This is a genomic window from Curtobacterium sp. VKM Ac-2887 (genome assembly GCF_015350935.1).
Lineage (GTDB): Bacteria > Actinomycetota > Actinomycetes > Actinomycetales > Microbacteriaceae > Curtobacterium.
The window spans coordinates 14,729-35,115 of sequence record NZ_JADKSB010000020.1; the positions used below are offsets into that span (position 1 = coordinate 14,729).

At 71.4% G+C, this 20,387-nt stretch carries 20 protein-coding genes and 2 tRNA genes; 16 read left to right on the plus strand and 6 right to left on the minus strand.

Annotation, left to right across the window (positions count from 1 at the left end):
- Positions 1-17: 17 nt before the first annotated feature.
- The 4 genes from ITJ69_RS17280 to ITJ69_RS17295 all read right to left on the minus strand — a co-directional run bounded on the left by ITJ69_RS17280 (position 18) and on the right by ITJ69_RS17295 (position 4,022).
- Positions 18-1,199: a glycosyltransferase family 4 protein gene (locus tag ITJ69_RS17280; protein ID WP_194673452.1), complete on the minus strand. Its 1,182-nt coding sequence runs from the start codon at positions 1,197-1,199 to the stop codon at positions 18-20.
- Positions 1,196-2,740 carry a lipopolysaccharide biosynthesis protein gene (locus ITJ69_RS17285; protein WP_194673453.1) on the minus strand — a complete coding sequence of 515 codons (1,545 nt, stop codon included), beginning with the start codon at positions 2,738-2,740 and terminating at the stop codon, positions 1,196-1,198. The genes ITJ69_RS17280 and ITJ69_RS17285 overlap by 4 nt, the downstream gene beginning before the upstream one ends.
- A complete protein-coding gene (locus tag ITJ69_RS17290; RefSeq protein WP_111086034.1) occupies positions 2,737-3,651 on the minus strand; it encodes a beta-1,6-N-acetylglucosaminyltransferase in 915 nt (304 codons plus the stop codon). The genes ITJ69_RS17285 and ITJ69_RS17290 overlap by 4 nt, the downstream gene beginning before the upstream one ends.
- 146 nt (positions 3,652-3,797) lie before the next feature.
- Positions 3,798-4,022 (minus strand): hypothetical protein, encoded by a 225-nt coding sequence (locus ITJ69_RS17295; RefSeq protein ID WP_133937168.1) that lies wholly within the window; start codon positions 4,020-4,022, stop codon positions 3,798-3,800.
- 182 nt (positions 4,023-4,204) lie between these two features.
- Here ITJ69_RS17295 and ITJ69_RS17300 point away from each other — a divergent pair, with 182 nt between their 5' ends.
- Positions 4,205-5,497: a glycosyltransferase family 2 protein gene (locus tag ITJ69_RS17300; protein WP_194673454.1), complete on the plus strand. Its 1,293-nt coding sequence runs from the start codon at positions 4,205-4,207 to the stop codon at positions 5,495-5,497.
- 160 nt (positions 5,498-5,657) lie between these two features.
- Here ITJ69_RS17300 and ITJ69_RS17305 read toward each other — a convergent pair whose 3' ends face one another.
- A complete protein-coding gene (locus tag ITJ69_RS17305) occupies positions 5,658-6,977 on the minus strand; it encodes a glycosyltransferase (RefSeq protein WP_194673455.1) in 1,320 nt (439 codons plus the stop codon).
- Between the two features lie 295 nt (positions 6,978-7,272).
- Here ITJ69_RS17305 and ITJ69_RS17310 point away from each other — a divergent pair, with 295 nt between their 5' ends.
- From ITJ69_RS17310 to ITJ69_RS17365, 12 genes are all read left to right on the plus strand, one after another.
- Complete coding sequence (locus ITJ69_RS17310) at positions 7,273-8,556, plus strand: ABC transporter substrate-binding protein (RefSeq protein WP_123294821.1); 1,284 nt, start codon at positions 7,273-7,275, stop codon at positions 8,554-8,556.
- 156 nt (positions 8,557-8,712) lie between these two features.
- Positions 8,713-9,690: a carbohydrate ABC transporter permease gene (locus ITJ69_RS17315; RefSeq protein WP_194673470.1), complete on the plus strand. Its 978-nt coding sequence runs from the start codon at positions 8,713-8,715 to the stop codon at positions 9,688-9,690.
- Entirely contained in the window at positions 9,687-10,598 is a 912-nt protein-coding gene (locus ITJ69_RS17320) for a carbohydrate ABC transporter permease (RefSeq protein WP_194673456.1), read from the plus strand. The genes ITJ69_RS17315 and ITJ69_RS17320 overlap by 4 nt, the downstream gene beginning before the upstream one ends.
- 5 nt (positions 10,599-10,603) lie before the next feature.
- On the plus strand, positions 10,604-11,074 hold the full coding sequence (locus ITJ69_RS17325; RefSeq protein ID WP_194673457.1) for a hypothetical protein: 471 nt from the start codon (positions 10,604-10,606) through the stop codon (positions 11,072-11,074).
- Positions 11,075-11,095: 21 nt separating this feature from the next.
- The gene (locus ITJ69_RS17330) at positions 11,096-12,136 is read left to right on the plus strand and encodes a LacI family DNA-binding transcriptional regulator (RefSeq protein WP_194673458.1); all 1,041 of its coding nucleotides are present in this window, start codon (positions 11,096-11,098) and stop codon (positions 12,134-12,136) included.
- A gap of 130 nt (positions 12,137-12,266) precedes the next feature.
- Positions 12,267-12,902 carry an MBL fold metallo-hydrolase gene (locus ITJ69_RS17335; RefSeq protein WP_194673459.1) on the plus strand — a complete coding sequence of 212 codons (636 nt, stop codon included), beginning with the start codon at positions 12,267-12,269 and terminating at the stop codon, positions 12,900-12,902.
- A 423-nt stretch (positions 12,903-13,325) separates the two neighbouring features.
- Positions 13,326-13,401, plus strand: a tRNA-Glu gene (locus ITJ69_RS17340).
- Positions 13,402-13,434: 33 nt separating this feature from the next.
- Positions 13,435-13,510 (plus strand) — tRNA-Glu (locus ITJ69_RS17345).
- A gap of 67 nt (positions 13,511-13,577) precedes the next feature.
- Positions 13,578-13,985, plus strand: a complete 408-nt coding sequence (locus ITJ69_RS17350; protein ID WP_194673460.1) for a RidA family protein — start codon at positions 13,578-13,580, stop codon at positions 13,983-13,985.
- Between the two features lie 136 nt (positions 13,986-14,121).
- The gene (locus ITJ69_RS17355; RefSeq protein ID WP_159572581.1) at positions 14,122-14,565 is read left to right on the plus strand and encodes a fluoride efflux transporter FluC; all 444 of its coding nucleotides are present in this window, start codon (positions 14,122-14,124) and stop codon (positions 14,563-14,565) included.
- Entirely contained in the window at positions 14,562-14,951 is a 390-nt protein-coding gene (gene crcB / locus ITJ69_RS17360; RefSeq protein ID WP_111086045.1) for a fluoride efflux transporter CrcB, read from the plus strand. Before ITJ69_RS17355 ends, crcB begins: the two co-directional genes overlap by 4 nt.
- Positions 14,948-15,553 carry a histidine phosphatase family protein gene (locus ITJ69_RS17365; RefSeq protein WP_123937670.1) on the plus strand — a complete coding sequence of 202 codons (606 nt, stop codon included), beginning with the start codon at positions 14,948-14,950 and terminating at the stop codon, positions 15,551-15,553. The genes crcB and ITJ69_RS17365 overlap by 4 nt, the downstream gene beginning before the upstream one ends.
- A 115-nt stretch (positions 15,554-15,668) precedes the next feature.
- Here the strand turns inward: ITJ69_RS17365 and ITJ69_RS17370 are convergent, their stop codons facing one another.
- On the minus strand, positions 15,669-16,736 hold the full coding sequence (locus tag ITJ69_RS17370; protein ID WP_131846386.1) for an FUSC family protein: 1,068 nt from the start codon (positions 16,734-16,736) through the stop codon (positions 15,669-15,671).
- Between the two features lie 167 nt (positions 16,737-16,903).
- On the opposite strand from ITJ69_RS17370, the gene leuC reads away from it, so the two are divergent.
- The 3 genes from leuC to murA are packed head-to-tail and all read left to right on the plus strand — an operon-like array spanning position 16,904 to position 20,327.
- Entirely contained in the window at positions 16,904-18,364 is a 1,461-nt protein-coding gene (gene leuC / locus ITJ69_RS17375) for a 3-isopropylmalate dehydratase large subunit (protein ID WP_111086048.1), read from the plus strand.
- Complete coding sequence (gene leuD / locus ITJ69_RS17380; RefSeq protein WP_194673461.1) at positions 18,364-18,960, plus strand: 3-isopropylmalate dehydratase small subunit; 597 nt, start codon at positions 18,364-18,366, stop codon at positions 18,958-18,960. Before leuC ends, leuD begins: the two co-directional genes overlap by 1 nt.
- On the plus strand, positions 18,960-20,327 hold the full coding sequence (murA, locus tag ITJ69_RS17385) for a UDP-N-acetylglucosamine 1-carboxyvinyltransferase (protein WP_123294811.1): 1,368 nt from the start codon (positions 18,960-18,962) through the stop codon (positions 20,325-20,327). Before leuD ends, murA begins: the two co-directional genes overlap by 1 nt.
- The last annotated feature ends 60 nt before the right edge of the window (positions 20,328-20,387 follow it).

The window sequence follows — 20,387 nt, forward strand, 5'->3', positions numbered from 1 at the left end:
TCCGTCAGTGCTCGTCGTCAGTGCTTCGCGTGCGCCTCGAGCGCCCGGAGCAGCGCTGCGACGTGTCGCTCCCGGCCGTAGCGGTCCCGCACCCAGGCGCGGCACCGGTCCGCGAGCCCCGGTTCGGTCTCGGCCGCGTGCAGCGCCTCGAGGACCTTGTCGGCCAGCGCGGCGGTCTCGGTGGGGTCGACGGTGAAGCGCGTCCACTCGCCGCTGAGGATCTCGGCGGTGCCGCCCGACGCCGCCGCGACGACGGGGCGTCCGGTGGACATCGCCTCGACGACCACGCGGCCGAACCCCTCGGGCTCGATGGAGGGTGCCACCACGACGTCGGCGGCGTGCAGCAGGGGGACGACATCGTCGCGCTCGGGCACCACGACCACGGACCCCTCGGGCAACGCGGCGATCGCGCGGTGCACGGCGGGGGCGTCCTGTGGGTACAGCGCACCCGCTAGGACGAGCACCGGAGCCGGGGCGGGCGGTGTGCCGGGCCCGACGAGGACGCGGGCCGACGCGTGGACGCGACCCCACGCCTCCAGGAGGGCCAGGACGCCCTTCGACCGCGTGAGCCGTCCGTAGTAGAGCACCACGGGGCGGTCCTGGTCGAGGCCGAGCGCAGCGCGTGCTCGGCGCGTGCTCGCCGGCGTGGCGGCGGGGAACGCCGCGGTGTCGACGCCGTTCGGGACCACGTCGACGCGGTCCGGCGGAGCACCGACGGCGGTCCAGGCACGTGCCATCGCCGCCGAGACCGCGAGGTACCGGGTCCGGCCGCCGGCGAACGGGCCGAGCCGACGGTAGTTCGGGGCGTGGTGCAGGTGCACCGCCAGGGGGACGCCGGACACGAAGGACACGACGCGGCCCCACGGCAGGAACTCCGGACGGTTCAGCCACAGGACGTCCGGGCGCGACCGGCGGAGGCGCAGGCCCTCACGGACGAAGCGGAACACGTCCGTCGGGGCGGTCCGGATGCCGAAGCGGTAGTCGCGGGCGTGCCGCAGTCGGACACCGAGCCGGTCGAACACCGCGCGGCCCTCGTCCGGGTCGCCGTCCGGACCGGCGCGGTGCCACACCTCGACGTCGTGGCCGGCTGCGACGAGCTCGCCGACGTCCTCGACGACGCAGCGTTCGACACCGCCGGTGATGGCGAGCCCGTTGGTGGCGACGACGACACGCAGCGGACGGGGGGTGGGACGGGTCATGCGGATCCTCCGCGAGCGAGTTTCAGACGGCGGAAGAACCAGGGCAGGCACGCGGCGACGCCGACGATGCGCACGATGTTCCACGCCAGGTCCTGCGGCGGGAGGAGCGAGGCCGCAGCGACGACGATCGCGATCGCGATGGCGAGCAGCACCCGGCGTCGAGGGCCGCGCCACTCACGGCGGTCCGGCAGGGAGGCCTGCTGCAGTGCGGCGAGGATGGCGTAGGCGATGACCGTGGCGATGCCCGCGCCGACGATGCCGGTCACGGGCACCAGCACCAGGTTCGCCGCGATGTTCACGACACCGGCGACGGCGCCGATGACGCCGACCGTCACGCCGCGCCGCTCGACCAGCAGGAGCCGGCCGGTCGCACCGCTCGCGACCACCGGGAACGCGGTCAGGGCGACCACGAAGACCACGATGGTGAGGGACTCGACACGATACGACGCCGGGGCCAGGATCGGCAGCGCCACCGGCGACACGAGCGTCACGGCGACGAGCACGGGGGCGAGCAGCATGTAGAGCTCGTCCCGGGCGTGCATGGCGAGCCGGCGGCGGGCCACGGCGTCGCGGAGAGCGGCGAAGTGCGGCGCCCAGGCCTGGTTCGTGAAGGTCAGCAGCAGGATGACCGCGGAGCCGACGACGTAGGCGATCTGGTAGCGGGCGACCTCGTCGGCACCGAGCAGACGCTGCACGACGAGCCGGTCACCGGCGTTCAGGACGAAGTACGACAGGCTGCCGAGCGCGATCGGGACACCGAGCTTGAACGCCCGGACCGTGGTGCGGTGGTCGAAGAGCCCGCGGAACCGCGGCTTCGTGGCGATGATGCCGATGACCATCGCAGCGCCCTGCGCCACGACCCCACCCCACGCGTACGTGGTCGCGTCAGCGTGCACGGCGGCGAGGAGCCCGAGACCGATGATCGACCCGCCGACGGACGACAGCAGGCTCGTCACGGCGAACACGCGGATGCGGTCCTGGGCGACGAGCAGCGCGAGGGACAGCTGCACGATCGCGGCGGGCCCGGTCCAGAGCACGGCGACCAGCAGCAGGGGGTGCTGGTCGACGAAGCCCGCGGCGTCGCCCCAGAGCGGGATCGACACCAGGGCGAACACGGTGACGGTGACCGCGGTGACCATGCCGACGAACATCAGGCCGCGGGCACGCCGGTCGTCGCCGTCCTCGGCGCGCTGCAGCACCGACGCCTGGTCGATGCCGCAGACGGCCACGACCACCAGGGCCTGGTACAGCGCGATCGCCGAGGCCAGCACGCCGAACTCGGCCGGTGGCATCAGGTGCGCGAGCACGGGGGAGATCAGCGAGCTCACGACGAGCTGCATCGACCAGACGACCACGTAGAGCAGGCCCCGGCCGAACAGGACGGACGAGCCGCGTGCGACGGCGATCGAGTCCGTGTCGGTGGACAGCGCGCCGGGGGCCGCGGGCTGCACGGACGCCTCGAGCTCGTCGTCGTCGGGCTGCGCCGCCAGCGCAGCCGCCTCGGCCGCACGCGCCTCGCGTCGGGTCTGGGGGACGGTCACTGTGCCACCACCACCGGCTGGTCGTCGGCTGACGTGCGGAGCCCGAAGGTCGCGTCGACCACGTCGAGCAGGTCGGTGCTCCGGGACGTCGAGAACTTCCGGGCGAACACGTACGGGGTCGACTGGTCAGCCGCGGTACGACGCTCCAGCACCCGGCCGGCGTCCTCGATCCCGAGCCACGGCGGGCTCTTCTGCTTCGTGCCGTCCCACCCGATCCACCAGAGCGGCTGCACCGCGTGGGCGTCCGCGAAGTCCGGGGTGAACGCCGGGGTCAGCAGGACCGACGGCACGAAGGTCTCGTCGCCGATCCACACCCGCTCCCAGAACGCCACCAGGTCGGGGCGCCCGTCGAACACGTCGACGACCCCCTGCGCGTGGTGCCGGGCCAGGACCTTGAGCTGCGAGCCGCCGCCGAACACGACGTCACGCGGGACCCGACGGGGGACCGGCAGACGCAGCATGTGCTTCCGCCACGCCCAGTGCCGGAACCGCACGCGCGACCGACCGCCGTCGCGACCCCACGCGGGGTGCGGGAGCGGCTTCGCCTCGACGAACGACCGCCCGGGGTTCGCCGTCAGGAGCGCCGAGATCTCGTCGGCGTCGGCCAACGGGTAGTCGCTGCCGGTCAGCAGCGCCACGTGCGTGGCGTCGGTCTGCGCCAGGGCAGCACGGTAGCCGGCGACCTCGGCCGCGACGTTCTCCCACTTCGCCCACCCGGTGCGCATCCGTGGCAGCACGTGCACCCGTTCGGGCAGGCCGGCGGTCATCGCCTCGAAGACGTCGTCGTCGGTGCTCGCGTCGCAGTGCAGGAACACCGGGAACGGGTCGAGCGCCGCCACGAGCCGACGGACGTGCGTCGGGTCCTCGTGGGCGAGGACGATGCACGCGAGTGGCGTGGGAGTGATGGCCATGTCCGCGACGCTAAGCGGGCCCGGCAGCACCGACAAGGGAGGTCGGGACCACCTGCGGGGGAACGGCGGTTTCCCGCAGGCGCCCCCCCCGATCGAGGGGGTCGCGAGGGGGATCGCGCGAGGGGGATCGCGCGAGGGGGATCTCGTCAGCGGGCGCGGCGGAACTTCGGGCAGTCGCAGAGCGCGCAGTCCGTTCCCGGACGGTAGTGCTCGTGTGCCGCCTGGGCGTGCCCGCACGTGCCGCACGCGGCGTCGTCGGCATCGAGGTGCACCACGACGAGGTCGGACGCTTCGGGGTCCGGAACCAAGTGCAACGTCGGGCGCGGACGCCTGGTCAGGCCGAGCCGGTCCATCGTTCGGGCCAGCGGCATGCGTCCTCCTCGTGTCCGGCGGGGACCGGGGTCGCACCGGCGGGTCGACCGGCGTCTCCCGCGAGTCTAGTGGCGGGAAACCGCAGCCTCCCCGCATCCTCCGAGCATCGCGGTTGACCCCCTGTCGACGCGCGCGGAGCATTGCCACGTCCACCCGACCAGACCGGCCCGACGGGACGAACATGACCGACCACACCACCACCGCGGAACGAGCCCTCACGCTCGACCCCGCGATGCCCTCGCCCGACGCCCCCACCTGGGTCGGAGCTGCCTGGGTCGGCGCCGTCGACCGGTCCGCAGCGCTCGCCGCCGACACCGTGCACCTCGCCGGCGCCGACGGCTTCCGCCGCGCCCGCCTCATGGTGCGCGACGGCCGCGACGTCGCCGGGTTCGTCGACGTGCGCGTCGACGACCGCGGGGCGGTGGACCCGGCCGAGCTGGGACCGGCCCTGCGTCGGTTGCCGGCCCCGGGCCTCCCGGTCGACGCCCCTGCGGACGGCGCACGCGTCTCCGTCGTCATCGGCACCCGCGAGCGCCCCGTGGCGCTCGCGCGCGCCGTGCGCTCCGTCCTCGACTCCGCCTACGACGACTTCGAGCTGTTCGTCGTCGACAACGCCCCCGTCACCAGCGGCACCCGCGACGTCGTGGCCGCCGTCGACGACCCGCGCGTGCACTACGTCCTCGAGGCACGTGCCGGCGTCTCCCGGGCCCGCAACGCCGGACTCGCACTGGCCACCGGCGGCATCGTCGCGTTCATCGACGACGACGTCGTCGTCGACCGCCACTGGATGGCCGCCATCGCCGCCGCCTACGAGCGCGACGCCGACGTCTGGTGCGTCACCGGACTCGTCCCCAGCGGCGAGCTCCGCACCCCCACGCAGCGCTTCTTCGACGAGCGGGTGACCTGGGCGCGGAACCTCGAGCGCCGGGTGTACCGCACGTCCGCCCCGCCCGTCGACGAGCCCCTGTTCCCCTTCACCGTCGGCGCGTTCGGCACCGGCGCGAACATGTCCGTGCGCCGCGACGCCGTCCGCCAGCTCGGCGGCTTCGACGTCGCCCTCGGCCCCGGCACCCGCGCCCGAGCCGGTGAGGACCCCGACCTGTTCACCCGCGTCCTGCTCGCCGGTGGGGCGCTCGCCGTGGAGCCCTCGGCCGTCGTCTGGCACGAGCACCGCAAGGACCGTGCCGCGTTGCGCTCGCAGGCGATCGGCTACGGCACCGGGCTCGGCGCCTGGGTGACGAAGCTCGTGCTGCGGCCCTCGACGGCGTTCGCGGTGCTGCGGCGTGCGGCCGGCGCGCTCCGCCGGCTCGGTGCGCTCGGGCAGGGTGCCGACGAGCGCCCCGTCGACGCGAGCGGCGGCTGGCCCGTCGACGCCGAGTTCACCGAGGCGACGCGCGGGCTCAAGCGCGCCGAGCTGACGGCCGCGCTGGGTGGGCCGTGGCGGTACCTGGCCGGGCGGCTGACCGCGCGCTGAGGCGCGGGCGCCGGCGCCGGCGGGCGGAGTCGCCGCACCCGGTTTGCGACAGAGCACGCGTCGATCGACGCGTGCTCTGTCGCGTTCCGCGTGCGCGTCGGAACAGACGGGAGGCCCGTGGCGACACTGCCACGGGCCTCCCGTCCGTCACGCTGCGCGACTACGGCCGGAAGCGGCCGGCCTCGACGTCGCGCCAGCGGCGTCGGCTGCGGAACCAGGCGGCCGGGCCGGCGGGGAACCCGCGCAGCTCGTGGTACGCCAGGGTCTTCGGGATGCGCGTGGTCGAGGCGTCGTTGGTGACCTCGGTCGCGGCGTCCCGGCGTCCGGCCAGGCGGGAGAGCATCTGCTTCGACTTGACCTTCGCAGCGAGCGGCATCAGGCGTGCGAGGACGGCGACGTGCCGCTTGTCCTTCGCGGCGAGCGCGAACATCAGCGCGGTGAAGCCGACGCCGTTGCCGTGCAGCTGCTTGTGCAGGTCCTCGATGGTCTGGCGGTGCCGGTGGTGCACGACCGCGCGGGGCTCGAAGCCGATCTTCCCACCGCGCCACAGCGTCTCGATGAACATCGCCAGGTCCTCGCCACCACGGGCGGGGGAGCCGGCGCCGAGGGTGTGGTCGAAGCCGCCGACGGCCTCGATCAGGGTGCGACGGTAGGCCATGTTCGCGCCGGCGCCGTACGCGCCGATGCCGTAGACGGCGAAGTGCTTGAGGACCTCGCCGGACGGGGTGACCGCCGAGACGCGGGCGTGCCGCATGGTGCCCTGCACGTCGTCCGGGACGATCGTCACGGGCGAGAAGGTGCGCTCGGCGCTGAACCCGCCGTAGTACGCCTCGTACCAGATCTGGGCGGGAGTGGTGAGCTCGCTCGGCAGGATGACGCCGGTGACGGCGTCCAGGCCGGGCTCGCTGACGAACCGGGACCCGATGGCGCGGAGCCACTGCGGGTCGACGCGGACGTCGTCGTCGGTGAAGGCGATGACGTCGCCGGTCGCGGCGGCGACACCGGCGTTCCGTCCGGCGGACAGACCGGGGCGGCGTTCCTCGACGAGGCGGACGTTCCGCCCGGCGAGCATCGCGGGCAGCGCGTCGCCGGCGGGGACGCGGACGCGGTTGTCGACGAGGATGACCTCGTGCCGCGGGTAGTCGAGGTGCTCGAGGACGTCGAGCAGCTTGCCGAGGTCCTCGACGCGGTCGACGATCGTGGACACGACGACCGAGATGGTCGGCAGGTCGTCGTCGGACACCGCGGGGACCTCGGCCAGGACGGTCTCCTGCAGCGCCTCGAGGGCGCGGGCCGCGTCGGCGGGGTCGTCGGTGAGCAGCACGTCGAGGGTGCCGGTGGGGTGGCCGCCGCGGTAGCCGATCACCATGGCGGACTCGCCGGTCTCGTCGGCGACGAGACGGGGGAGCGGGGCGTCGAGGTCGACGCCGATGACACGGCGCGGTGCGGGCACGGTGTCGGCGGGGTGGAGGGTGGCCATGTCGTGGACGCTACGTGCGGCCGTGGGTCCGGACAACGGCGCGGGACACCGGTGGCGGTGTTCATGCGGAGTTCCGCAGTGGCGCGCAGGGGTCCCTCGAACGAGGGTGAGCGCTCACCCAGGAAGTCTCCGGGACTTCCAAGGTCACGCTCAGGTCACGGAACCGATGCAACCGGTTGCGGAACCCCTGCGGCGGGCGTAGCTTCCTCCACCAGCAGGCAGCGGCGCCTGCTCCAGGGCAGTGTCGTCGAACCCGATCGATGCCCCCTGGTGATCTCAATGAGGAGACAACGCTGTGAAGACAACACGCTCCAGGGTGCGGTTCGCATCCGTTGCCGGGGTCGCCGTCATCGGCCTCGTGCTCACCGGCTGCTCGAGCGGGAGCTCCGGCGCCGGTTCAGACGACGCCAAGAGCGGCCAGGACAGCCGCGGACCCATCACCTACGTGCAGGGCAAGGACAACTCGAACGTCGTCCGCCCGCTGATCGCGAAGTGGAACAAGGCCCACCCCGACGAGAAGGTCACCTTCAAGGAGCAGTCCGACCAGGCCGACCAGCAGCACGACGACCTCGTGCAGCACTTCCAGGCGAAGGACGCGAACTACGACGTCGTCGACGTGGACGTCGTCTGGACCGCCGAGTTCGCCGCGAAGAGCTGGCTGACGCCGCTGACCGGTGACATGAAGATCGACACCTCGAAGCTGCTGCCGGCCACGGTGAAGACCGCGACCTACAACGACACCCTCTACGCCGCCCCGCAGACCTCGGACGGTGCGCTGCTCTACTACCGCAAGGACCTCGTCAAGACGCCTCCGACCACGTGGAAGGAGATGATGGCCGACTGCCAGATCGCGAAGGACAAGGGCATCGGCTGCTACGCCGGGCAGTTCGCGAAGTACGAGGGCCTGACGGTGAACGCCTCCGAGGCGATCAACGGCTCCGGTGGTTCGGTGCTCAGCAAGAGCGGGGACCCGGACGTCGACACCTCGGACGCCAAGGCCGGCCTGCAGAACCTGGTCGACGCGTTCAAGGACGGGAACATCCCGGCCGAGGCGATCACGTACCAGGAGGAGCAGGGCCGCACGGCGTTCGAAGCCGGCAAGCTGCTGTTCCTGCGCAACTGGCCGTACGTCTACAACCTGGCGAAGACCGACGGGTCGAGCAAGGTCAAGGACACGTTCGGCATCGCGCCCATCCCGGGTGCAGACGGCACCGGCGCCTCGACGCTCGGCGGCCACAACGCCGCGATCAGCGTGTACTCGAAGCACAAGGCGACGGCGCACGACTTCCTCGAGTTCCTCATCTCGAACGACACGCAGAAGTTCTTCGCAACGCAGGGGTCGCTCGCCCCGGTCGTCGGTGACCTCTACACCGACTCCGAGCTGACGGCGAAGCTGCCGTACCTGCCGACCCTGCTCAAGTCGATCGAGTCGGCGGAGCCGCGGCCGGTCACGCCGTTCTACCCGGCGGTGACGAAGGCGATCCAGGACAACACCTACGCGGCGCTCAAGGGATCGAAGTCGGTCGACGAAGCCATGAAGGACATGCAGGACGCCCTCAAGGCGGCGACCAGCAGCTAGCGACACGCGGCGCACGCCGCATCGGACTGGAGGCACGGTGCCATCCCGGCACGTGCCTCCAGTCCGCCCCTACTTGCGTTCCGACACCCCCGGCAAGGAGGCCGACACGTGTCAGCAGCAACCGAGATCCCCGCAGCCATCCCCAACCCGACGGGCATGGAACCGAAGCGCCAACGGCGCAAGGGCGGACTCAACGCCGAGCACGGCCGGTGGGCCGTGTACCTCATCGGCCCGACGATCTTGCTCCTCGCGATCGTCATCGGCTACCCGGTCATCAGCGCGATCATCCAGTCGTTCCAGCTCGACCAGGGCCTCGACAAGACCACGCAGCTGTTCGTGGAAGGCGGTTTCGCCGGCATCACGAACTACGCGCACTGGCTCGGCCAGCAGTGCGGCAACGTCACGTGCCCGCCCGGCAGCCTCGGCTCCCAGTTCTGGGTGTCGATGGGCAACACGTTCTTCTTCACGGTCGTCACCGTGGCGTTCGAGACGGCCATCGGCGTGTGGATGGCGATCATCATGAACCGCAACTTCAAGGGCCGCGCGCTCGTCCGTGCCGCGATCCTGGTGCCGTGGGCGATCCCGACGGCCGTCACCGCGAAGCTCTGGTACTTCATCTTCGACGCGAACGGCGTCCTGAACCACGTCCTCGGGCAGCAGATCCTCTGGACGAGCGGCGAGTGGGCGTCCCGGTGGGCGGTCATCATCGCCGACACCTGGAAGACCACGCCGTTCATGGCGCTGCTCATCCTGGCCGGGCTGCAGCTGATCCCGGAGGAGGTCTACGAGGCGGGCAAGATGGACGGCGCCTCGACGTTCCAGCGCTTCGTGCTCATCACGCTGCCGCTCATCAAGCCCGCGCTGATGGTCGCGATCCTGTTCCGCGTGCTCGACGCGCTGCGCATGTACGACCTGCCACAGATCCTCACCGGCGGTGGCGGTGGTTCCGGCAACGCCACCACGACCCTGTCGATCCTGGTCGTCGAACAGATCCGGCAGGGCTTCAACTCCGCGTCGGCCCTGTCGACCATCACCTTCCTGGTGATCTTCATCGTGGCGTTCGTCTTCGTCCGGTTCCTCGGCGCCAACGTCGTGCAGACGCAGGCCGCCCAGCAGAAGGGTGAACTCAAGTGACCCTCGCAGCAGACCGACCCCGGTCAGTGCCAGTCCCCGGCGAACGTGCTAGCGCACGCGCCGAAGTCCGGGTCCGCCGCGACACCGGCCCCCGCGTCCGCACGGCCGTGCAGGCGATCGTCATCGCCGTGTGGTGCCTCCTGCCGTTCTACTGGATGGTGGTGACGAGCTTCCGCGACGTCGGGTTCACGTTCGACGCCACCCCGTGGCCGACGCACGTCACGCTCGACAACTACGCCACGGCGTTCTCCACGTCGCTCGGCAACCACCTCGGGCGGGCGCTCGCCAACAGCCTGCTCATCGGCGGCGTCGTGACGATCATCGCCCTGCTCGTCGGCACCACGGCGGCGTACGCCCTCGCCCGCCTCGAGTTCGGCGGCAAGTCGCTCATCGCCGGCGCGATCCTGGCGGCCTCGATGTTCCCGGGGGTCGCGCTCATCTCCCCGCTGTTCCAGCTCTTCACGGACATCGGGTGGATGGGGACCTACCAGGCGCTCATCCTGCCGAGCATCTCGTTCGTGCTGCCGCTGACGGTCTACACGCTCGCGTCGTTCTTCCGCGAGATGCCGTGGGACCTCGAGGAAGCAGCGCGCATCGACGGCTGCACCCGCGTGCAGGCGTTCCGGCGGATCATCCTGCCGCTCGCCGCCCCCGCGGTGTTCACGACGGCGATCCTGGCGTTCATCTCCAGCTGGAACGAGTACCTGATCTCCTCGCAGCTCTCGAGCGACGCGACGCAGCCGGTGACCGTGGCGATCGCCTCGTTCGCCGGGTCGCAGCCGCACCAGGAGCCGTACACGGCGGTCATGGCCGCGGGCACGATCGTCACGATCCCGCTCGTCATCCTGGTCCTCATCTTCCAGCGACGCATCGTGGCCGGCCTCACCGCCGGTGGCGTGAAGGGTTGACGACCATGGCACAGCGCGGACCCACCCGGCCCACGGCCCGGATCGAAGAGGCGATCGGCTTCGTCGGCATGTTCGGCATCCTGTTCCTCGGCGCCACGGTGTTCTGCGAGGTCACCGGTCGACCGGCACTCGGCTGGGCACTCACCCTGCTGGTGTGCGTGCTCGGGGTCGTGGCGCTCGACCGGTGGCGGGTGCGGGTACTCCGCCGCCACGCGGTCGTCGACGGGGCCGCCGACGGCATCGGTGCCGCTCCTGCCGTCGCCCCCGTCCGCACCGCTCGCGGCGACGACACCCGTCGTCAGCCACGGCCCTCGGCGGACGGGCGGGTGCACCAGCACAGCGGGTGGGACGAGCTCGCACCAGCGGGTCGTCGTGCACCGCACCGGGCGCGCCGGGCCGCAGCGGCCGTCGCGCAAGCCGTCCCCGGCACTGCAGCCGACCGTCCGGCGGGCGTGACACACGGTACGGACGGCTGACGGGCCTCCCGGGTCGCATCGATGGGGATCCAGGAGATCGCGACCGTCACGGGACTGTCGAAGTCCACGGTGTCGCGGGCGCTGCGCGGCATGGAGAACGTGGCGGAGACCACGATCGACGAGGTCCGACGGGTCGCCGACGAACTCGGGTACGTCCCGAGCTCGGCGGCGGCCGGACTCGCCACCGGGCGGCAGCGTGCCGTGGGCGTCGTCGTGCCTGTGATCGACCGGTGGTTCTACGTCAAGGCACTCGGCGGCGTCGACGCGGAACTCCGGCGGGCCGGGTACGACCTCGTGCTCTACAACCTGGGCGGGCCGGGCGGCGACCGCGACCGGGCGTTCCGGCGTTCGATGCTGCGGCACCGTGTCGACGCTCTGGTCCTGCTGTCCCTGGTGCTCGACGCGACCGAGCGTGCCGAGCTCGAACTCACCCGGCACCCGATGATCGTCATCGGCGGACCCGCACCGGGCCTGCGGAACATCGGGGTCGACGACCGAGCCGTCACCCGGATCGCGGTCGACCACCTGTGCGGCCTCGGCCACCGACGGGTCGCCTACGTCGGCGGGCAGGACGAGGCCGGCATGAACGTGGCGGTGCCGCACCTGCGGCGGGACGGGTTCGTCGACGCGATGCGGGCCGCCGGACACGCGGTGCCGGACCGGTGGCTGCTCGACGGGCGGTTCTCGTTCGCCGGCGGGCTGGCGGCGGGGAACGCGCTGTTCGGCGGGCGCACTGGTGCCGCCGCCGTCACCGGTGCTGGGGCCGGGCCCGATCGCCCGACTGCCGTGTTGTGCGCGTCGGACGAGATGGCGCTCGGGGTGCTCCTCGCCGCTGGGCGGGCCGGGCTGTCGGTGCCGGGGGACGTCTCCGTGATCGGGATCGACGGCCACGAGTACGGCGCCACCGTGGGCCTGACGACCGTGGCACAGGACCCGGAGGCGCAGGGGCGGGCAGCGGCGCGGGCAGTGCTGGCCGAGGTCGACGGTGGCGCTGCCGGAGCGATCGTCGCGGCGCCGGCGCACCTGGTGGTGCGGGGGACGACGGGGCCGCCGCCGGGGTGAGGCGTGTGTGGTGGTGTGTGGGCGGGATCGACTCGGAACGACGATCGCGATGTCGTACGACAACGGAGACGTCGTTCCGAGTCGGCCCCCGCCCGAGCCCGCCCGGCCCGCCGCGGGTAGCGTCGCCCGCATGGAGGTCACGAAGCTCGAACACGCCTGCCAGATCCTGTCGGACGGCGATGCCCGCCTGGTGCTCGACCCGGGCGACTTCACCCGCCCCGTCGACGCGACCGGGGTCGTCGCGGTCGTCGTCACCCACGAACACCCCGACCACGTCACGCCCGAGCAGCTGCAACGGATCCTCGCCGCCAACCCCGACGCCGTGGTATTCGGCCCCGAGGGCGTCCGCGCGGCGCTCGCCGACTCCGGCATCGCGGTCGAGGTAGTCACCGACGGCGACCACCGCACCGTCGGCCCGTTCGAGCTCGACTTCCACGGCACGCGGCACCAGCTCATCCACTCCTCGGTGCCGATCGTCGACAACACCGGCGTGCTCGTGAACCGCGCGCTCTTCCACCCCGGCGACTCGTACACCGACCCGGGCGTGCCCGTCGAGGTCCTCGCCGCACCCGTCGGTGCCCCGTGGCTCAAGGTCGCCGAGATGATGGACTACGTCGCCGCGCTCGCCCCGGCCCGTGCCTACCCGATCCACGAGGCCACGCTCTCCGACGTCGGCTACGGCATGCACACCGGTCGGCTGCGCGAGGCGCTCACCCCGCACGGCGTGCTCGAGATCCTGCGGCCGGGGGAGTCCCTCACGATCTGACCGCGCGGGACCGCGCCGTGGTCGCTTCGTGAGCAGAAATGGTCGGGTGGGACCGACCGACGCGACCATTCCTGCTCACGAAGCGCGGCTCCGGACGTGCGCGCGGTCGGACGGGAGGCCCGTGGGGGGGCCCGCCCCGCGCCTCCCGTCCGATGGGCGGTCGCGTCCACGGCCGCGCGACGGATGCGTGTGCATGTTGCGACAGAGCGCGCGTCGTTCGACGGGTGTTTCGTCGCTCGATGCGCACGCAACCGATGCGTGTGCATGTTGCGACAGAACGCGCGTCGTTCAACCGGTGTTCTGTCGGAATCTGCACGCGCAGCGAGCGCCGTATGCCGGGCGCGGCATGGCGGCACACCCGGGCGACACGCCTCGTTTTGGCGCGATGCGCGGCTTGTGCAATACTTGTCGAGTTGTCGGAACGGCCCCATCGTATAGCGGCCTAGTACGCTGCCCTCTCACGGCGGTAACGCGGGTTCGAATCCCGCTGGGGTCACCACAGGTGACATGCTCCGAGTCCGACAACAGCCGCGGCCCCATCGTATAGCGGCCTAGTACGCTGCCCTCTCACGGCGGTAACGCGGGTTCGAATCCCGCTGGGGTCACCAGCACCACGAAACCCCCGACGAGCTCCGGCTCGCCGGGGGTTTCGTCGTCGTGTGCCAGGCTGCTTCCGTGTCCAGTGCCGTCCAGCTCATCCGGTCCGCAGCGCTCAGTGACGTCGCGGAGTACGCCTACGCGTGCACCGTGGCGGCCGGGACACGGCTCGTGTTCCTCGCGGGGGCGTGTCCGCTCGACGAGCACGGCGCGACGGTCGCCGTCGGTGATGTGGCCGGGCAAGCCGCGCAGTGCATCGCGAACCTGCGGACGGCGCTCGCAGCCGCCGGCGCGGGGGTCGACGACCTCGTCCAGACGCGGGTGCTCGTCGCGACGACCGAGCAGCAGGACCTCGTCGCCGCCTGGGACGTCGTCCGCGCCGCGATGGGAGACCACGACGTGCCGAGCACGCTGCTCGGCGTGACCGTCCTCGGCTACGACGACCAGCTCGTCGAGGTCGAGGCGATCGCCGCCGTCGTCGACTGAGCAGTACGCTGGACGGGTCGTCAGACCCGGCAGTGGGGCCTGCCGGACCCAACCGCGCACGAGGCGCCAACGGTCCCTATCCCGAGAACACCGCACGCGCGGAGACGATCCGGCGTGCTCGGCGATAGGAGTACCGATGACCGATGCGCGACCGCCGCACCTCCGCTGGCGCTTCCTCGCCCTCGTCGCACTCGGCGGCGCGATCGGGACCGCGATCCGCGCACTGCTCGCCGAGGCGTTCCCCGGCCACGACGGCATCAGCTGGCTGATCCTCGCGATCAACGTCGTCGGGGCCTTCTGCCTCGGGCTCCTGCTCGAGGCGCTCGCGATGCGTGGGCCCGACGTCGAGGGGCGCCGCACGCTCCGGCTGTTCGTCGGCACCGGCGTGCTCGGCGGCTTCACGACGTACAGCACGCTCGCCGACGACACCGCGCAGTTGCTCGACGTCGGCCGGTGGGGTGCGGGCAGCGGGTACGCGCTGCTGTCCGTCGTCCTCGGGCTCGTCGCCGTCGCGCTCGGGGTGTTGATCGCCGGGCGGCTCCGACCGCGTCCGACCGGCCGGGACGGAGGCGCGTCGTGAACCCGCTCGACCTGCTGCTCGTCGCCGTCGGCGGGGGAGTCGGAGCCGCGCTCCGGTTCCTGCTCGACGGCCTCGTCAAGACGCGCACGTCCCGCTCGCGGACTGCCGGGTTCCCGCTCGGGACCGTGCTGATCAACGTGTCGGGATCGCTCGTCCTCGGCCTGCTCACCGGCCTCGGGCAGGCCGGGACGATCCCGCTCCCGGCGGTCGCGGTGCTCGGGACGGGCATGATGGGTGGGTACACGACGTTCTCGACGGCGAGCGTCGAGACCGTCCAGCTCCTCCGATCCGGCAAGCCCCGGCTCGCCGTCCTGCACGGCCTCGGGATGCTCGTCGTCTCGGTCGGCGCAGCTGCGCTCGGCCTCTGGATCGGAAGGAACTCATGACCTCGGAACGCCCCGGCGAACTCGTCCTCGTCCGTCACGGAGAGACGGAGTGGTCGAAGAGCGGGCAGCACACCGGCCGCACCGACATCCCGCTGACGGACAACGGTGTCGAGCAGGCGAAGCGCGCCGGCCGGTACCTGGCCGACCGCTCGTTCGCGTTGGCCCTGTCGAGTCCGCTGCAGCGTGCCCGCGACACCGCGCACCTGATCGGCGTCGACCCCGAGCTCGACGAGGACCTGTACGAGTGGGACTACGGCGCGTACGAAGGGCTCACCACTCCGCAGATCAAGGTGCTGCGCCACGGGCCGTGGGACCTCTGGACCGATGGAGTACCTGCCGGTGACACCCCCGGTGAGAACGCCGCCGAGGTCCGGGTCCGCGTCGAGCGCATCCTGAACCGCGCTCGTCCGGTGCTCGCCGAGGGCCAGGACGCCGTGTTCGTCGCGCACGGCCACGTGCTGCGTGCCCTCGGCGCCGCGTGGATCCGGCTCGCGCCGCAGGACGGTGCCGTACTGAAGCTCGGTACCGCATCGGTCAGCGTCCTCGGGTACGAGCACGGCCGCCCGGTCATCGACGCCTGGAACATCCAGCCCCGCGACTGACGCGCCCGTTCTTTCCCCGAACGCGCGCGATGGTCGGTGAAATCGGGCATACCTGGTCAGAAGAAACGACCAGGTGTGCCCGGAACGACCAGGTACGGCACGGGTCTCCAGGTACTCAGACGGTACGGATCGCGCTCGTGGCACCCAGGGCTCGGCCGCGCCGCCGCTCGATCGCACGCCCCACGAACAACAGCCCGACGCTGACGAGCGCACCGAGGGTGGTCTGCGCGACCCGGTCGAGCGCGAGGAGCTCCGGGGCCTCGGGCAGGCTCAGCCACGACACGGCGAGGGCGAGCGGGGTCAGGAACAGCAGGCAGACGGCGTAGTTCCGGGCGACGAAGATCTCCGCGAAGAACTGCCCCACGACGGCGATGACGACGATCCACCACGCCGACGGCTCGAGCAGCAGGATCCCGACGGCGATCACGGTGCCGCCGATCGTGCCGATGAAGCGCTGGAACGCCCGGATCACGGTGTGCCGCTGGCGGAGTGCGGGCAGGGTCGACACCACCGCGATGACGGCCCAGTACGGGTGCCCGAGCCAGGGGATGGTCGACGCCACCGCGCCGGCGACGAGCGACCCCACGACGTTGAGCGCCACGGTCTCCCACAGCGCGGCCGTGCGGAGGATGCCGAAGCCGCGCTCCTTGAGCGGCGCCAGCGGCCGGAACCGGTGCGGGGCGCGCGGGTGCCACACGTGCCGGATGACGAACCCGGACATCGCGACGAGCCACGCCCAGACGACCGAGCAGACGATGATCGTGGCGACGAGCGGGACGTCCGCGGGCCTGAGCGGCACGAGGGCGGAGACCACGAACGCGAAGACGGGGAAGATCGGCTGCGCGGGGATCGTCCGCAGGGTCGACAGGGTGCAGACCGCGACGACGAGCACGACGACGAGTCCGGTCGCCTGCAGCCAGAGCGGGGAGCCGAGCAGGGCGACGCCGATGCCCGCGAACATGCACAGGGTCTGCAGCGCACCCGCGACGCCCGTGGTGACGGCGCGCTGCCGGTACGGCTCGGTCGCCCCGAAGATCGCGGTGAACCCGGCGAACATCGCGAACGCGGCGTAGCCCGGCATCCCGAGGGCGATGAGCAGCGCCAGTGGTGCACCGCCCGCGATCGCTGCGCGTGCCGCGCCCTCGAGGTTGATCGTCCGGGTCGAGTGCGCAGGTGTCGTCATGTCCCGACCATCTTCCCACCGCGACGGGTGTCGTCGAGTCGCCACGGGCCTCCCGGTCGACCGTCGCACCACGTGGAGAACGCGACGACGCGTTGGTATACCAATGGTAGAGTCGCCTGATCGTGCCGCGGTCGCGGCGCAACGACGAGAACGAGGGAGTCGAGCTCATGGGTAGGACGCTCGCCGAGAAGGTGTGGGACGACCACGTCGTGGTCAAGGGTGAGGACGGGAACCCGGACCTCCTCTACATCGACCTCCACCTCGTGCACGAGGTCACGAGCCCGCAGGCGTTCGACGGCCTGCGCCAGGCCGGGCGCCCGGTGCGCCGGCTCGACCTGACGATCGCGACCGAGGACCACAACACCCCGACGCTCGCCATCGACCGCCCCATCGCGGACCCGACGAGCCGGATCCAGATCGAGACCCTGCGCCGCAACTGCGAGGAGTTCGGGGTCCGCCTGCACTCCCTCGGCGACAAGGAGCAGGGGATCGTGCACGTCGTCGGCCCGCAGCTCGGCCTGACGATGCCCGGCATCACCGTCGTCTGCGGCGACTCGCACACCAGCACCCACGGGGCGTTCGGGGCCATGGCGTTCGGCATCGGCACCTCCGAGGTCGAGCACGTCCTGGCCACGCAGACCCTGCCGCTGAAGCCCTTCAAGACGATGGCGATCACGGTCGAGGGCACGCTGCGTCCGGGCGTGACCGCGAAGGACATCATCCTGGCGGTCATCGCGAAGATCGGCACCGGCGGCGGACAGGGCTACGTGCTCGAGTACCGCGGTTCCGCGATCCGTGCGCTCTCGATGGAGGGCCGGATGACGATCTGCAACATGTCGATCGAGGCCGGTGCCCGCGCCGGCATGGTCGCCCCCGACCAGATCACCTACGACTACGTCCAGGGCCGCGACCACGCCCCGACCGGTTCCGACTGGGACGATGCCGTCGCGTACTGGGACACCCTGGCGACCGACGACGACGCCGTGTTCGACGCCGAGGTCTTCATCGACGCCGACGACCTCGAGCCCTTCGTCACCTGGGGCACCAACCCCGGCCAGGGCGTCTCGCTGTCGGAGAACGTGCCTTCGCCTCTCGACTTCGAAGACCCGAACGACCAGGCCGCTGCGCAGCGGGCCCTCGACTACATGGACATCGCCGCCGGCACCCCGATGAAGGACATCGCCGTCGACGCGGTCTTCATGGGCTCGTGCACGAACTCGCGCATCGAGGACCTGCGGGCCTTCGCGTCGATCATCCAGGGCCGCAAGAAGGCCGACGGCGTCCGGGTCATGGTGGTGCCGGGGTCCGCTCGGGTCCGGCTCGAGGCCGAGGCCGAGGGGCTCGACGTCGTGATCAAGGAGTTCGGCGCCGAGTGGCGGTTCGCCGGGTGCTCGATGTGCCTCGGCATGAACCCCGACCAGCTCGCACCGGGGGAGCGCTGCGCGAGCACGTCGAACCGCAACTTCGAGGGGCGCCAGGGCAAGGGCGGGCGCACCCACCTGGTGTCGCCGCTCGTCGCCGCCGCCACCGCGATCCGCGGCACGCTGTCCAGCCCGTGGGACCTGGCGACCGACGACGCACTGGCGAACGTGACCGACACAGCGAACACCACCGAGGGGACCTTCTGATGGACAAGATCACCACCGTCATCGGCATCGCCGCCCCGCTCAAGCGGTCGAACGTCGACACCGACCAGATCATCCCCGCGGTCTACCTCAAGCGCGTCACGAAGACCGGCTTCGAGGACGCCCTGTTCTCCGGCTGGCGCCAGGACCCCGACTTCGTGCTGAACCAGCCCGAGTACCAGGGCGCGAAGGTCCTGGTGGCCGGCCCGGACTTCGGCACCGGCTCGTCCCGCGAGCACGCGGTCTGGGCACTGCGTGACTTCGGCTTCGCGGTCGTCATCTCGCCCCGGTTCGCCGACATCTTCAAGGGCAACGCGGGCAAGCAGGGCCTCGTCACCGCGATCGTGACCGAATCGGAAGTCGAGCGGCTCTGGGCCGAGATCGAGCGGAACCCGGGGGTGTCGGCGACCGTGGACCTGGTGGCGCAGCGCGTGTCGCTCGGGGATGTGGACGTCCCCTTCGAGATCGACGCTTACACTCGTTGGCGGTTGATGGAAGGGCTCGACGACATCGGGCTCACCCTCCGTGACGAGACCTCGATCACGGAGTTCGAATCCCGCCGCTCCAGTTGGCGGCCGAAGACATTGCCGGTGAAGTAGTGAACTCTCTCGTACAGGACGCAGCGGCCGCAGGGGCGCGCGTGGGCCTCAAGTCGGACGAGATCGTCATCCGCGGGGGCAAGCCGCTCGTGGGGCGCATCGAGGTCCGCGGGGCGAAGAACCTCGCGACCAAGGCCATGGTGGCGTCGCTGCTCGGTGACACCCCGTCGATCCTCAAGGACGTCCCGGACATCTCCGACGTCAAGGTCGTCCGTGGGCTGCTCGAGGTGCACGGCGTGCGCATCACCGATCCTGCACGAGGCGAGCTCATCCTCGACCCGGCCAACGTCGAGTCGGCGCACTTCGCCGAGATCGACGCCCACGCCGGCTCGAGCCGCATCCCGATCCTGTTCTGCGGCCCGCTGCTGCACAAGCTCGGCGAGGCGTTCATCCCCGACCTCGGCGGCTGCCGCATCGGCGACCGCCCGATCGACTTCCACCTCGACGCGCTCCGCGCGATGGGTGCGGTCGTCGACAAGCAGGTCAACGGCATCCACCTGACGGCTCCGAACGGGCTGAAGGGCGCGTCCATCGAGCTGCCGTACCCGAGCGTCGGCGCGACCGAGCAGGTCCTGTTGTCGTCCGTCCTGGCGACCGGCGTCACGGAGCTGCGGAACGCGGCGATCGAGCCCGAGATCATGGACCTCATCGCGATCCTGCAGAAGATGGGCGCGATCGTGTCCGTCGAGCCGAACCGCGTCATCTTCATCGAGGGCGTCGAGTCGCTGCGCGGCTACACGCACCGTGCGATCAACGACCGCAACGAGGCCGCCAGCTGGGCCTCCGCCGCGCTCGCCACCGACGGTGACATCTTCGTCGAGGGGGCGAACCAGCAGGAGCTCATGACGTTCCTCAACGTCTTCCGCAAGGTCGGCGGCGGTTTCGACGTGCAAGAGGACGGCATCCGGTTCTACCGCGAGCGCGACACCCTCAAGCCCGTCGTCATCGAGACCGACGTGCACCCCGGCTTCATGACCGACTGGCAGCAGCCGCTCGTCGTGGCGCTGACCCAGGCCGAGGGGCAGAGCATCGTGCACGAGACCGTGTACGAGAACCGCTTCGGCTTCACCGATGCGCTGAACGAGATGGGCGCCGACATCGTCGTCCACAAGGAGGGGCTGCCCGGGCACGACCGCCGTGTCGCCCGTCGCCCGTTCGAGCAGGCCGCGGTCATCACCGGTCCGACGACGCTGCACGCGGCGAACGTCCGGGTCCCCGACCTGCGCGGTGGCTTCAGCCACCTCATCGCGGCGCTGACCGCCGACGGCGAGTCCCACATCACCAACGTCGGCATCATCAGCCGCGGCTACGAGCACTTCATCCCGAAGCTGCGGAAGCTGGGCGCCGACTTCGACTTCGCGGGTTAGTCGCGGTGTCGGTTCCGCAGCCGGGTGACGGTCCGTCGCGGCCGGGTGACGGTCCGTCGC

What these genes read in the sequence shown, in the direction of transcription:
- ITJ69_RS17330 (WP_194673458.1), top strand. Translation starts at nt 11,096, where the DNA reads ATGGGGATCCAGGAGATCGCGACCGTCACGGGACTGTCGAAGTCCACG.
- ITJ69_RS17355 (WP_159572581.1), top strand. Translation starts at nt 14,122, where the DNA reads ATGACCGATGCGCGACCGCCGCACCTCCGCTGGCGCTTCCTCGCCCTC.
- ITJ69_RS17305 (WP_194673455.1), bottom strand. Translation starts at nt 6,977, where the DNA reads ATGGCCACCCTCCACCCCGCCGACACCGTGCCCGCACCGCGCCGTGTC.
- ITJ69_RS17315 (WP_194673470.1), top strand. Translation starts at nt 8,713, where the DNA reads ATGGAACCGAAGCGCCAACGGCGCAAGGGCGGACTCAACGCCGAGCAC.
- ITJ69_RS17335 (WP_194673459.1), top strand. Translation starts at nt 12,267, where the DNA reads ATGGAGGTCACGAAGCTCGAACACGCCTGCCAGATCCTGTCGGACGGC.
- ITJ69_RS17370 (WP_131846386.1), bottom strand. Translation starts at nt 16,736, where the DNA reads ATGACGACACCTGCGCACTCGACCCGGACGATCAACCTCGAGGGCGCG.
- ITJ69_RS17290 (WP_111086034.1), bottom strand. Translation starts at nt 3,651, where the DNA reads ATGGCCATCACTCCCACGCCACTCGCGTGCATCGTCCTCGCCCACGAG.
- ITJ69_RS17365 (WP_123937670.1), top strand. Translation starts at nt 14,948, where the DNA reads ATGACCTCGGAACGCCCCGGCGAACTCGTCCTCGTCCGTCACGGAGAG.
- ITJ69_RS17300 (WP_194673454.1), top strand. Translation starts at nt 4,205, where the DNA reads ATGACCGACCACACCACCACCGCGGAACGAGCCCTCACGCTCGACCCC.
- ITJ69_RS17325 (WP_194673457.1), top strand. Translation starts at nt 10,604, where the DNA reads ATGGCACAGCGCGGACCCACCCGGCCCACGGCCCGGATCGAAGAGGCG.
- ITJ69_RS17295 (WP_133937168.1), bottom strand. Translation starts at nt 4,022, where the DNA reads ATGCCGCTGGCCCGAACGATGGACCGGCTCGGCCTGACCAGGCGTCCG.
- leuC (WP_111086048.1), top strand. Translation starts at nt 16,904, where the DNA reads ATGGGTAGGACGCTCGCCGAGAAGGTGTGGGACGACCACGTCGTGGTC.
- ITJ69_RS17280 (WP_194673452.1), bottom strand. Translation starts at nt 1,199, where the DNA reads ATGACCCGTCCCACCCCCCGTCCGCTGCGTGTCGTCGTCGCCACCAAC.
- leuD (WP_194673461.1), top strand. Translation starts at nt 18,364, where the DNA reads ATGGACAAGATCACCACCGTCATCGGCATCGCCGCCCCGCTCAAGCGG.